The sequence below is a fragment of the Bacteroides sp. AF39-16AC genome (genome assembly GCF_003602735.1).
GTDB lineage: Bacteria > Bacteroidota > Bacteroidia > Bacteroidales > Bacteroidaceae > Bacteroides > Bacteroides uniformis.
This window is the reverse complement of sequence record NZ_QTLN01000002.1, coordinates 233469-247844: the sequence shown is the minus strand read 5'-3', so window position 1 is coordinate 247844 and position 14376 is coordinate 233469. Positions and strand designations below refer to the sequence as shown.

Below are 14376 nucleotides of genomic sequence, written 5' to 3'. Positions count from 1 at the left end.
TCCATTCAGGTAACAAAATCGAGCAAAGGTAATCATTTCCTAAGAAAATCACGCTGTTTCAGCACAAAAACCGGCAGGAAAAAGAAGATACCGATGACGGACATCACCAGTCCGCCAATGGTACCCGCCGCCAATGGAAACCAGAAAGCCTCCTTGTCCTCACCTATCATGAAAGGGATAAATCCCAGAATGGTAGAAACTACCGTGAGGAAAATAGGAACGACCTTCGCATTCCACGCCTTGACGTAGGCACGAAGAGCGGAAAGACGGGGGAAACGACGTCGGATGCTGTTGTACTCGTTCAGGACATAGATGCTGGCATTCACCGTGATGCCGCACAGCAGGACGAACGAGGCAAAACCGCCCTGGTCGAAGTTCAGCCGGAACCAATAGAAAGTAAGAAATACCCCGATATAAGAAACCGGAATCACAAAGATGATGGCAAGCGGCTGCTTCAGGGAGTTGAACAGAACGCTGGTCGTAAAGAAGATGATGGCTATCACCACCAGCAGAAGCAGGTATTGGCGGTTGTCCTTCTCGCCCCATGACCAACTGTTGCTGTCCGACTCGGCTGTATAACCCATCGGCAACAGTTTGTTGAACTCCTCCAGGTCACGTTTCTGTATCTTGTTGCCCATCTCATTGGAGCCGATATATTCGTATTGCAGGCAGAGGCGGTACTGCTGGTTTTCTTTGGCAATCTCCTGCGGCATCTGTCCCTTTTCCACAGTAGTCAGTTCGGAAAGCTTGTAATGCTTGCTGTTTCCTACTCCATAGGGAAAGAACTGCATCGCCCAGATGTCATATTCGGCAGACTGGCGGGAAGAGAGCTTGATTTTCTCCGTTCCCTGCTCGGCCGCTACCGAGCCAATCTCCAGATTCTTGCCGAAGATGGGGCGCACCGCAGAGAAAAGCACTTGCGCGTCGATGCCCTCTTGCGCCATGCGCTCCTTGTTCAGGTTGAAGTAGAATTCCTGATAGTCATCCTTCCACCAGGAGAACTCCGAATTGATGAGCACTTCCTTGATACGCCGGTGCGTCAGCAGCTTGGCCTTCAGCTTCTCCGCCCACTCATAGAGTTCGTCGTAGTTGTAGCCGTACATCCTGATGCGGTAGGAGCCGGCACTCTCGCGGACGTCATTACTGAACCCCTGGTCCTGCAATCCGTAGATGCCCCAGCTGCCGCCTCCCAGTTCCAGTGCCTTGCTTATCATATTGGCTTTCAGTGTATAGGGAAAACCGCTGTTCCGGGCTTCCTTCTTGAAATAAATCTGCATACTGGCACGCCGGGGGCTGTAGATGGAAGTATGAAACTGCCTGATTTCCTTGAACCGGCTGAGGTAGGTCTCCATACGTTTCATCAAAGTGTTCATCTGCTCGAGGGTGCTGCCATTGGGAAGGTTGGCGTTGGCATAGAGCACCACCTCCTCATTACGGGTGAAGTAACTGCCTTCGTACACCTTCTGTATGAAAAGCCGCAAGCTGCCGCCCAGCGCCTTGTCCACAACGGGTTTCACCGACTCCTTATAGGTATCCGAACCGAATACCTTATTGTAAGCAGCTTCCCATTTTCCCCCTCCTTCCAGTTTGTCGGGCAACAGAAAAACGGGCAGACCGAAACCCAACAGTAACAGCAGGCATACAGCCCAGCGCCAACGGCACAAAAAACGGATGAGAGCAGAGTAGCAGCAGGAGAAATAAACGGGGAAACGTCTGAAAATCCGTCCCAACCTTGTTTTGAATGTTTGCGTCAGCCCCGGCAAGACAAGACGCCTTTTCTTCCCCGTAATCCGCCTCACCAGTCCTATCTTCTCAATCATCGACGGAACAAAGAACAATGCCACCATCAAGGAAACAGCCAGATTGATGATCACTACCGCTGCAAAGTCCTGCAGGTTGAGCCGTATCCTCTCGTCAAGGAAGAAAATGATAACAAGCGCACCCATCGTAGTGAGGGTTGCCGCCAACACCGACAGGAAGGCCTTGAGATTACGCCGGTGCAGAATGTGGTCGGTCATGACAATGGTACTGTCTATCACCAGATTCAGCGAGACAGTGATACCCGCCAGCGAATAAAGCTGCATCTCAAGTCCGAAGAGGTAGTAGAAGATAAGTGCCACCGCTATATTTACAGCCAGGCTGGTAACTATCAGAAAAAGATATTTCAACTTACGAGTAATGAGCCATACGAATACAAGCAGGATGAGTACCGTCAAGCCGGTACGGAAGTAAATCTTGTCCAGTTCTTCCCGTATGTACTCGGTCGCATCATAGCTGGTATGCACTTCATATCCGACAGGAAGTACCTGCCGAACAGCTTCCATCTCGTCCATCACGGCACGGTTCAGTTGCAACTGGTTGGCAGTTTCTTCCGCAGTAATGGATAGATAGACGGAATTCAGCCCATTGATGCGGTAATAGCTTTGCGGCTCCTCCTCCATACGGACAGCCGACACCAGTTCGTCCAAGCGGAGCAGTTTCCCGTCGGTAGCCGTCACGGTGATGGCAGCAGGATTAAAACCAAGGGAGTTGCTCTCCGGCACCAGTGCCAGGCGTATCCATTCCCGGCTACCGTTACCTGTATCCACATTGTGCGTACCCAGAAATTCCTTCCGGTAATGCCGCTGTACTGCCTCGCTGATGTCCGATAGGGTCACACCCAGCAAGCGCAACTGTTCACTGTCATATTCCAGTCTCCACTCCATGGGCGTGGCACCGCTGAGTTCCACCTTATAGATACCCGGAATATTTGCCAGCCGCGGCTTGATATGCTCCTCGGCATACTGCTGAATCAATATCGGAGTGGAAGGGGCATTCAGTGTGAAGGACATGAAGGGGCGTGAGGCGTTCTCGTCGGGCACTTTCATGTGAATGGTGGGATAGCTGACACCTTCGGGCAATTGGGGCCACGTCTGCCGGATGATGGTGGAAGCTTCGAAGCGGACTGCCTCGACATCGGCATGCTTGTCCAGCTCCACAGTAATGTTGCCGTAGCCGTTGCCCGAGGTGGAGTTCAGCCGCTTCACTCCGCGGATACGCGCCAGCATGGATTCCAGCTTGCTGGTCACTTCCATCTCCACCACCCGCGACGAAGTGCCAGGCATGCTGAAACCCACCGTGAAGCCGGGCAGGCTGCGTGACGGATTCAGCTTGACGGGGAGCAGCGGTATCAACGCCACCCCTACCAAAGCAAGGCAGACAAACGCCACTATGACGGTGAAGGAAGAAACTCGTTTCATCAGTTATTATAATCAAATTTTTCCGACAGCGAAAATCCGCTGGCAAAGTCGTGCAACGTCAGTTTCCGTATCTTGTAATAATTCAGCCAGTAGTCCTGCAAGGCGGAGATGTAATTGCGTTGCGCTTCCTGCTGGCGGTTCAGCGAGAGGGTCAGGCTGTTGATGTCTGCCTTGCCGATAATGAAGCGCTGGCGGGTTTCGTTATACGCCAGGATGGCAAGGTCGAGGGCCTCTTCGGCACTGGCGACGAGGGCTTGCTGGACGTTGAAGTCACTGACGGTCATGATAACCTCCTCCTCAATGCTGATTTCACTCTGCCGGGCAGAAGTCTTCACCACGTTCAGATTGTTCCTCGCCATGTTGTATTTGCCTTTCCTCACGCCCCAATCCACCAGTGGAATGGAGACACTGACCGACACCATCTCCTGCTGCATGGGATGCCTGTATGCTTCACCGAATTTCTCTGCCACCTGGTTGAAGCCGACGCTGGCGTTGATGCTGGCGTTGAAGCGCGATTCCTTCTTCGTCTTGTCTACTGTCTGCTCGGCTTCCAGCACTTCCTGACGAAGCCCCAGAAATTCCGGATTGTTGGCTTGAGCGGCCAGCAAAGCCTCATCAACCGGTATGGTCAGCGCCCTCGGACGTCCCGGAAGCGACACCCTGATATCCGTGTTCTTCTCCATATTCAGGAAAGATGCCAACGAAAACATGGCGCGCTTCAAGGCACTGGCGGCATTCTGCAAAGTATTGCGGGCATTCACCACGTCGAGTTTCAGCGTCAGCAGGTCGGCACGGCTGATGGCGGCTATTTTCAAGCGCTGCATGCCGATGCGGTAGAGGGTATCGGTGGAGACGGCATTGTCCTTGGCCAAGTCATATTCCGCCTGTGCCATGGCAAGCGCAAAGAAATAGGTAGTGGCCTGCTCGGATACTCGCTCTGCATTGTAAATATACTCCTTCTTCACCTTTTCGTACTTCAGCGGCTCAATCCTGCGTTCCCAACGGAAAGGATTGTAACCGACCAGACTCTGCGAGTAGCCCAAACGAACCGGAACACTGGTGAACTGGGTATACTTGTTTCCACCGAAGCTCCGCATATAGCCCAGCTCCGTATCCAGATAGAACGTACCGCCCGTCAAGTCGAAATTCTGTCTGACGGCAAGATTGCCGTATGCATAGAAGGATTGCTGGCTGCGATAGATGTCAAGGTCCTGTTCGGAGTCGTAACGCTTGGTGATATCACGGTTGTACTGTGCCGGAGTCATGTTCAGCGTCAGGCTGGGAAGGCGGTTTGCCTTATAGGTGCGGTATTCCCAATAACCGGCCAGATACATGTTCTTGGTGCGGAAGGCTTCCAGCGAACTGTCATTCGCCAGGGCAATGGTCTGCTGCAAATCGAGCGTTATCCGCTGTTGGGCAAAAGCGGAAAGGGCTCCCAGACTGAACAAAAGTATAAGACTTAATTTCTTCATGCTCTTTCTTTTCTATAAATAAACCAATATATCAACGGGATGATGAACAGACTGACCAGTGTCCCCACGAACATCGCCCCAATCATCGCTATGGAAAGCGGCTTCTGCAGCTCCGAGCCCATGTCGAACGAGAACAGCAGCGGAACCATAGCGAAAATGGTGGTGAGCGATGTCATGATGATGGGCCGGAGCCTTCTGCGCCCCGCCTCGTGGATGGCCTCGAGCAACGGCATACCAGCCCTCCGTAATTCATTAATGGCATCCAGCTTTAGGATGGAGTCGTTGATGATGATACCGCACGTCACTATCAGTCCGATGGCAGACATCAGGTTCAAGGTATGCCCGCATATCCACAACAGAAGCAGGGCAAACGCCACATCTATCGGAATTTCCAGCAGCACGATGAGCGGCTGCACGAAGCTTTCGAACTGGGCGGCAAGAATGAAATACATCAGCAGGATAGAGATGAAAAGAATCACCACCAACTCGTCCAGCATCTGGCGGTTGGAGAAGAAACTGCCGGAGAAGGCCGTATCCCAGTCACCCGTGGCATCTGCCTCCCGCTTCACCTTTTCCATCAACTCCGGAGCATCGTCCACTTCATAGAAACGGAACGGTATATATTCACCGTTGCGTCCTGCCGTAATCGTTTTCAAATCCTCGGCCGGACGCACCTTTACCAGCTCCCGAAGCGGAATATACTCCACTTCGCCCTTACTGTCCGGACGGGTCTGTATCAATGTCTGCTGCTGCACCTCATTCACTGTCCGCTCCTCGCCCACAATGCTGATAGGCAGGTATTGCTGGTAGGAATGGAGCATAGCTACGCTGTTCTCCTTGAATGCCGTCCGCAGCGTACGGTAAAGCTCGTCATACGAAACGTCATAGAGCAACAGCTTTTCCTGCAGGATGCTTATGTCAATCTGGTTCTCGAAAGCGATACCTACGGGCGCTGTCCCCGTAAGCTCCGCAAACTGTTGTTCCAGTCCGCGCAATTCTTCCGCCGCCGGCGCCTTCTCCTTGTTACGGGCATAAAGTTCCGCCACCACATCGGCCTCCCCGGTCACGAAAAGCTTCTCGAACACGGTTTCGGGTGGAGAAAAGGAGACTGTCGCCAACGGATATTCCCGTGTCAGCCACTCGCCCGCCTGCTTCTGCAAGGGAGCAATCCCGTCAGGCGAGGAAGTCTTGAAATACAATTCTGCCTCCGAAGAAGAGAGAGCCTGCTCACGGTTCAGCAGATAGTCCTGCTGGCCTATGGCAGCCGTCTGTTCCACAGTCTTGTCCAACAACTGTCCGAACAGCACATTCACACGATGCCGGTTCTCGTCCACATGTATATTTTCGTTCCATTCCACATGGACTATCAGTTCATTCTGGTCTATCTGCGGCATACGCTCCTTGGCTATGGAATAGAACAGAAAGACACAAAGAGGAATAGAAACCACACAGAATATGATACTTACCGTCTTATGGGAAAATACCCAGTCGATGCCCGCATCATAAAAACGGTCCAGCGTATGTTCCTTCAACGGATTGTTGATGCGGATGCGGGAGAACCACGACCTGCCGCGCAACCCCGTCCGGTAGACCAGCATATAGAGGACCGGCAGCAGCATGATACCCGTGAAGTAGGAAACCAGCAGCCCCACCGTAACAGAGAATGCCTGGTCGTAGAACAACGCCCCTGCAATGCCGCTCATGAATATCAGCGGCACAAATACGGCAATAGTGGTCAGCGACGAACTCAGCATGGGCGTAATCACCTCACTCGTTCCCGTCACGCAAGCCCGCCGCAACGAATAGCCCCGTTCGCGATACTGCGAAATGTTCTCCGTCACAATGATGCTGCTGTCAATCATCATACCCAACGCCAGGATTAATCCCGACAAAGAAATGATATTGAGTGACATCTTGAACAAGTAGAAGAACAGGAAGCAGATGACAATAGATACCACCATACTCAACCCGATGATGAACGGCGACTTGACATCCCCCAAGAAGAGTACCGCCACAATGCAGATGAACAGGAAACCCAACGACAAATTTTGCTGAAGATTGGAGATGGTATAGTCCAGCAACTCCGTCTGGTTACGGCTGATGCTAAAATCAATGTCGGGATATACTTTCTTGAAGTAGTCCATCGTGCTGTTGATGGCAAGCTTCATGTCTTCCATATTCTCGTCCGCCTGCTTGATGACGGCAAGGGTAACGGCACGCTTGCCATTGCTCATGGAGACACCTTTCTCCTTGGCAGGAACAATCTCTACCCGGCAGAAGTCTCCCAAGCGGATGATACGTCCTTCCTTTCGCAGCAGGATGCCCTTCACGTCCTCCTCTGTCCGCAGCAGGGTGGAGAACTTAATGTTGTATTCGTAGTAGCCGTCGCGCACGGTCATGCTGCCCGGCTCCACGTTGTTTTGCGCCAGCACGTTTTCTATGTCTTCAATGGAGAACCCCAACACAGCAAGCTTATCCGGGTCGGGCACAATCTGTAACTGGCGTTCGACCAAACCCGTGACATCCACCATTGCCACTTCCGCCAACTGCTCGATGCGACGCTTTATGACATTTTCGGCAAACTCGCACAAATCAAGAAACGCGCGTTCGTCCACCTTGCCGTATGCACTGTCATTTTTTAGAGTCAGATTGAGGTAGAAGACAGGAATGTCCGTCGCACTTGCCTTTATCACCTTCGGGCGTTCGGCATCCCTGGGCAGATAGTTCATGGCGGCGTCAATCTTCTCGTTCACTTCTATGAAGGCAAGGTCGGTATTCGTACCGAAGTCGAAGCCCAGGCGGATGATGCCTGCACCATCGCGCGTCTCGCTGTCCATGTCCTTCAGTTTCGCCACCTGGATGAGCTGCTGCCGCAGAGGTTTCACCACCGTATTCTCTAATTCACGCGCCGAGGTATTCTGCGCCGACACCTGCACTGTAATTTCCGGGATGGCAATATCGGGCAGCAAGGATACCGGCAAGGTGAAGTAAGTCACCAGCCCGACAATGAAGCATGCTGTAAATGCCATCAGTACGGCAATAGGCCGCTGTATCAAGAACTTTATCAATTTTCAATTATGAATTTAAATTGTGAATTATGAATTTTCTACTTTCAATTCTCATCTTTCAATTTTCCACCACCTTCACCGGCGCCTCATGTGCCAAATTCACATTTCCCGTCACGATGACCGTATCGCCTTCTTTCAGGGCATCGTCGGCCATGCTGTAGCTTTCCGCATTCTCCAGTCCGGTCTGCACATAGTTCCACTGCGCCTTTCCGTCTTTCAGGGTAAAGACGACTTGCTTACCCGAACGCAGTACGACGGCACTTTTGGGTATCACGAGCTGACCGTCCAGAGAACGGTGTACATTTACCCTCACATTCATGCCGCTAAACAGACGTCCCCTGCCATTGACGGATGCCTTTACTTTCACCATTCCCTTATCATCTACCAGAGGATTGATTTGGGTGATGCGGCCCTCTTGTTTGGAAGCGGCATCCGAGTAAGGGGTGACAATCACCTTGTCGCCACTCTTTATCAGGGGGAGTTCACTTTCCAGTACCGTAAAGTCCACTTCCATGCCCTGAGTGCCAATGATGGAGCAGAAAGATTCCGAAGTGCTTGCCTCGTTGAAGGGCTTGGAAAAGAGGTTCGCCACCACGCCGTCGAAGGGGGCAACCAGCGTAGCATGCTCTTCTTCATAGGCGGCGAGTTCGTACTGGGAAAGGCTTTGGTCGTAACCGCTCTTTACTCGTGCCAGCTTCATGATGTCAGCAGGTACTTTGGAGGCATCCCCCACCGGATAGCCTTGCCCTATCAATACATCCTGCAACTCAAGTTCCGCTTTGTCCAGAGCATCCTTGGCCTGCGCGGTCTTGTTCTTCAGGCGGAACTTATCCAGTTCGGCAAGTTTCTGCCCTTTGCGCACCGGGTCACCGTTCTTCACGTAGATGTGTGCCACTACACCGGTGGTCTCAAAACGCAAATCCGCCATGGCACCGGCGGTAACTTTTCCGTTGCTCACCAGTTCATGCTCAAAGGTCGCCCGCTTCAGGACTTTCACGGTCACTTCATTGCTTTCACTTGGCAGGACGGTTGCCACCCCTTCCTCGGACTCTTTTCCCTTTCCGGCATCGGAGCAGGCGGCAAGCAGGGCAACGGCCATGCATAGCAGGTATCGATAGTTCTGTGTCTTCATATTCATACTCAATTATAAATTGACAAAATTAATCGTTTCAAAAAAACGAACCGATATTTGCATGTGGACACTTTTTTCATAGCACTTTAGCAATTAGTTCGCTCATTATTAACACTTTCCGTTTTTATTCATCTTTTTTGATATGGACAAAAATAAGCTGAATCTTTTTTATTTCCTCCCTCATCTGTCGTATTGCCGTAGAATGCACTTTCGGCTCTTTCGTCAATACCATCCGCTTCATTTTTTCAAACTTGTCCGGTTGCCTGAAGCTTGGTTCCGCATAAAGCTTCGCAAGCAGATAATAGGGATAAATACGCCCCGGCAACCGATGGGTGGAACGGATAAACCAGTCTTCCGCTGACAAGCAATCACCCATCTGCTGATAGTTCTTGCCTATCACATTCAATATCATGGGGTCACAACTACGCTGTAAAGCTTCTTTCAAAATACGGTTGGATTTACTGAACTGCTGCTGCTTGTGCAATCCATGCCCATATTCGAACAAGAAAGATGCCCGGTCCCTCAACAGAGGATAAAGGCGCCCGTACTCTTTCTCTGCCGATTGATACGCACCTGCATTATACAGCACCCGCGCATTCATCCACTCCCGACAGGCCTGCTCCACTTGCAAGTCATTCTTCAGGCGAAAACCGCCAATGATGCCTACTGATACAGCCAGCCCCAACCATTGCCAACGGTCGGCACCGGACAAGCACGCCACAAGCAATCCTCCAAATGTAACGATAAATACCGGAAGTTGTAGCGGATAGGAGGAAAAAGAGAATATCATCAAAGAAAGAATAGCCCCACAGATACCATAACGTCCTTTACGGACTCCCCTATACAAACACAGCACGACCACAACCAATAGACATACCGCCAAAGGAATGCCCAGTTCGACCGCAGCCTGCAGATATTCATTGAATGCATATTCCGGACTTCCCGCCACACGTTCCTCCCACGGTTCATAATCACCTGCTGCAAAATAAGTTTCCTGCGCATTTCCGTAGGCTGCTGCGAAATTATGAATCCCATATCCGGTCAACGGCTTTTCTGCAATGGCACGACAAGTTATCTTCCACATGAAAAGACGGCCACGTGCAGAATCGGGTTTCAAGACAAACAGTAAATAGCCCGCCAATAGCAAGACACAGAATCCACCGACCACTACCATCACCACACGCTGCCTTTGCTGCTGCCATAATAATCTGAACTTATCCGTCCAATCCATATGCCAAGCATATACACACAGACAGGAAACTCCTGCCGCCAACCATGCCGAACGGCTCATTCCTGCCGGAAGCACACAAAAGATAAGCAGCATCACGCCACCGGCAACAACACGTCCCCCCCTCCTGCCACAAACCAGCCATTGATACAAACATACCGGAAGTATCATAGCCAAATAGCCCGAATAAGGTCCCGGATTGAAGAAAGAACCCGTCAAGGCGTACATAGAGTGACCGGAAGTTGCAAAGCCATAGAGTTGGCGCAACCCTAAAATAGCTTCAGATCCTCCCAACACAACCAATACCCAGGAAATCACAGAATCCAAACTTATAAAATCCCCTTTAGACTTAAAGATAAGCGCCGATAGAATACATCCAGCCAACAAGAAGGACGCCTTGTCGAACCAGACCCACTGCCCGACAGTTTCAGCAGGAAGTAACCCTGAAGAAGCTACGCATACCATTGACAATAAAACCAGAACAGCCATCCAAAGCACAGTCCAAGTAACGACAGCCTTTATTTGCCTTATTCTATTTTCTTCCATACCCGTTCCCATTTTATACTTCCTGACATATCATCCTTCGATTTCCAAATGCGTAGAGCCCTGCCTACAATAAAAGGTTCAGGCAACAATCCCCAATAGCGTGAGTCTTTCGAGTTCTCCATCTTGTCACCGGATACGAAATAATAATTCTCACGGAAACAGTATCTGCTTATAACACTGTCTCCTAACAATACAGTATCCCTCCTGAACGTCAGTTTCTCCTTCTGTTCCCATTCTATCAGATTTCTATAAAGCATCCGGTTCAGTGAATCCATCTCTACTACACTTCCTTTAGCCGGTATGTACAATGGTCCAAATTCGGCAATGCTCCAGCCCAGTTCTTTATCAAAAGGATAACTTTCAACCACTATTCCCCTATTCACAAATTCCTCGGAGTCAAGTAATTTTTGCAATTTATCTTGTGCAGCAGTATTCCCCAAGTATCCGTCATGCCCTTTCACCCTATAATGGCAGTCCTTGATTTCCAAAGTGTCTCCCGGAACTGCTATACAACGCTTTACATAATATGACATTACATCAAAGGCAATGCTGTCCCAACTTCCCGGATAAGGAAAATTGAATACAAGCACATCATTCCTCTTGAACTCCCTCCATCCGGGCATACGATGAATCTTAACCTCTTTCCTTTCCAATGCGGCAAACACATCGAACAACCTCGCTCCTTTTGAGCACTTATCAACCAGAATATAGTCTCCTGCCAACAAGGAAGGTTCCATCGAATCAGAAGGAATCTTAAAGGAAGTGACAAGCAACAACTGAGCCAACAGTCCCCAAAGAGCCACAAAACACAATCCATAGACTAAATTAATGCCCCAAGCCAACAACTTACGCAAGAATAAATTATTCCGAAACCTCATTTCCCAAAATTTGATATGAAAACCTGCTTTCCGTTCTCAATCCGAAATACTTGCTCCTCTTTGCCACGTGTGATGTCATGAAGATAAAAAAGTGCGCCCCTAGGCATGTTGTCATACACCAAAAAAGTATCGGTAGCCTTTTTCTGTCCCAACGAAATCCATCCATCTTTTCCCCCATGATAAAACAACTCATAAACATCGCCTATACGGACAAAATTATCATCATTTCTGGGCATATACATCAATTCATTGAAACATATCTCCTTACCAAAATCAATCACCATAGAAGCACCTCCCTTTTTAGGTAAATAGTAAGTAAGCACGTCACCGTCAATAATATTATCTATTTTAAGATACTTATTTTCCGAAACATCTCCTTCTATTTTCAGAGGATTCACCTTCACTCCATCATAACTGAAAGACAACTCGGCCAATTCAATACGTATATCTTTTGGCGTAGAGAACCTAACATACCGTCCTTTCACCGGTTCCGGCAAATGTATAAAAGTACGGTTGGTATGTGGGGTATCGCAAATACAATAAAATGGTTCATTCCCTGAAAAATCTTTTCTATTTGACACCTCAAATTTACTGCCTACCATGATATTGAAACAGTATCTAATCCAGTCAAAGAAAGCAGCTTTTCTTTTTAAAACGACAGTATCCTTTACAGACAAATCAGGAATGTAAGGATGTGCCTCCTTACCGTCAAAGAAAAAGGGATAACCTATGGGCTTATAGGTTGAATTCTCATAAGCAAGAGGCATATATATCATTTTAGCCTCTATATTATTGAAAGTCGCTTTTCCTTTCCTCAATTTAGCTATATCCACTCCCTCTCCTGCCGTTTGCGGACGAAATACTCCCAAATATACATAGTCGTCTTCTACATCACTTAAATCCAACACCAAATCATCTTTAAAATAATCTTCAGAAACATCCTTCACAAAACAATGTCTGAACAAGGGAGGTATCTCATCTTTCACACTCAGAAACTTCAGTTTCTCTTTTTGTAGACCATAACAATAGCGAAATACCTTCCCTATCCTTCTTCCGTCCACGTCCCACTTAAATTTAGCCACATGGAAAGAGTTTATATTAACAAAATTTCCCAAAGAATCTCTCACTACATCCCAGATATGGCCCATTCGGGATTCCGATTCAAAGAAATACACGTCTGCTGTGGCCGGAATTCCTAATGAGCGCAAAACATAAAGTCCAAAATCACACATGTCCACACATTTTCCGGCCCGATGCTCCAATAGGAAAAGAGCACCCATATGAGGTGAATCAAAGTCATTATTAAACCGAAATCCCCTTTCCCTCAGGTTCTCCATAACAACCTTCGTGGCTTCCATTACATCTGTTCCTATATAAACAGAGTCCAATAAAAACGAGAATTCCTCGCTGTATACACTCCGCCAGTCTTCAAGCGTTTCATCACCGATACGATAAGGAAGAATCAATTCACAGAAATCATCAAAGGAAAGATCTTTATTCCAAGGCCTTTTCTTCCAGACCACAAAGGCTTGATCTATATTACGAATCAGATAATCAGCAGTTATAACATGAATATCATACTCTTTATTCATCATCGAAGCCGGATATTTCTCCCATTTTGCTACTTGACTACTATCAATGATACCAAAAGAATCCGTAGTTGCTTTCCAATATCTCAACGTATCTATCAGCCACCCTTTGTAACTGTAACATTTAGGCATATTCTCAATCAAAAAGCAAGCTGCTTTATATTTCTCCCCACTATCTTTATAGTGGATAAGTACCTTTTCTAACTCGCCCCGATTACTCCCAGCCAGTTCAAGCGCTTTACTCAAACGATGGTTGTTCACACAAGAGCAAAGAAGCAATAATGTAAACAACCACACAGATTTCCTCATACCTTATTAATTTTCGTTTTTACTTTTTTAAACACTCACTGTGCATTACCAGAAACCGTAAGTATTATCGGAGATGACTCCGAATTACAATGTATTCTTACTGTTTTACTAAAATGTTCAGGATGTTCTGCCTTATAAATAATAGACAAATTCAAATCCATTCCCGGACGAACCGGCTCTTTAGAGTACTCTACAGAAATACAGCCACAAGACGTATCCACCCCCTCTATTGCCAACAGTTTATCGCCTACATTTTTCATGATAAAAGTAACCTTCTGTTCTTTTTGCCAGTCGAAATTCCCCATAGATGTCGAAACTTTATCCACATCAACAATTGTTTGAACATCATTGTCTTCATCATCAGATTTTACTTCTCTGCCTTGTATAATCTTCAAATAGAGCTCTCTTACTTTCAAATTATGGATAGGATTACCCATAGCTACAACTCTATTATCATTATCCAACAAAAAAGTTTGAAATGCCATATCAGCAGGAAAATGATTCAACTTATTCAAGTAGTCTCCTTCATCAATACAAATCGGATGTTTAAACCTTTCCACCCGTAAAGTTTGATATATCTCCATTCCATTTTTAGGACACAAGAAAAAAAGGAACTGTACCGTATGAGGTCGTATAGAATCGACTACGGTGATAAACTTTTCCCATTCAGCAAGTTTCAGTTTACAACTGGTACAACCCGTAGAATCAATATAAGTCAATATTTTATATGTGTTTTGAATGGGATATTCTACCGTATCTTTTCCTTGAATCGTAAAAACCGACCTAGCAGGCAAACTCAATTCTTTTCCTATCCATTTCTGTAACAAAGAAAAAGATTTGTCTTTATTGGATTTTCCACATGAAGCAAATACCACAAAACCTAAGATTATTATTATAAAATTCTTCATAAGTTAT

General features: G+C 47.9%; 8 protein-coding genes. All 8 read right to left on the bottom strand.

What is annotated here, in order from left to right; translation table 11 throughout:
- Positions 1–32 precede the first annotated feature (32 nt).
- Entirely contained in the window at positions 33–3239 is a 3207-nt protein-coding gene (locus tag DW039_RS03175; protein ID WP_120381692.1) for an efflux RND transporter permease subunit, read from the bottom strand.
- Positions 3239–4711, bottom strand: coding sequence for a TolC family protein (locus DW039_RS03170; protein ID WP_005823863.1), 1473 nt, complete (start codon positions 4709–4711; stop codon positions 3239–3241). The genes DW039_RS03175 and DW039_RS03170 overlap by 1 nt, the downstream gene beginning before the upstream one ends.
- Positions 4708–7779 (bottom strand): efflux RND transporter permease subunit, encoded by a 3072-nt coding sequence (locus tag DW039_RS03165; protein ID WP_120381691.1) that lies wholly within the window; start codon positions 7777–7779, stop codon positions 4708–4710. Before DW039_RS03165 ends, DW039_RS03170 begins: the two co-directional genes overlap by 4 nt.
- A gap of 58 nt (positions 7780–7837) precedes the next feature.
- A complete protein-coding gene (locus DW039_RS03160; RefSeq protein WP_165853096.1) occupies positions 7838–8911 on the bottom strand; it encodes an efflux RND transporter periplasmic adaptor subunit in 1074 nt (357 codons plus the stop codon).
- A gap of 124 nt (positions 8912–9035) precedes the next feature.
- A complete protein-coding gene (locus DW039_RS03155; protein ID WP_371682733.1) occupies positions 9036–10685 on the bottom strand; it encodes an O-antigen ligase family protein in 1650 nt (549 codons plus the stop codon).
- Positions 10667–11563, bottom strand: coding sequence for a signal peptidase I (gene lepB / locus DW039_RS03150; protein WP_035450049.1), 897 nt, complete (start codon positions 11561–11563; stop codon positions 10667–10669). Before lepB ends, DW039_RS03155 begins: the two co-directional genes overlap by 19 nt.
- Positions 11560–13398, bottom strand: a complete 1839-nt coding sequence (locus DW039_RS03145; protein ID WP_057256522.1) for a hypothetical protein — start codon at positions 13396–13398, stop codon at positions 11560–11562. Before DW039_RS03145 ends, lepB begins: the two co-directional genes overlap by 4 nt.
- 98 nt (positions 13399–13496) lie before the next feature.
- Positions 13497–14369, bottom strand: coding sequence for a DUF1573 domain-containing protein (locus DW039_RS03140; protein WP_057256523.1), 873 nt, complete (start codon positions 14367–14369; stop codon positions 13497–13499).
- Positions 14370–14376: the final 7 nt, after the last annotated feature.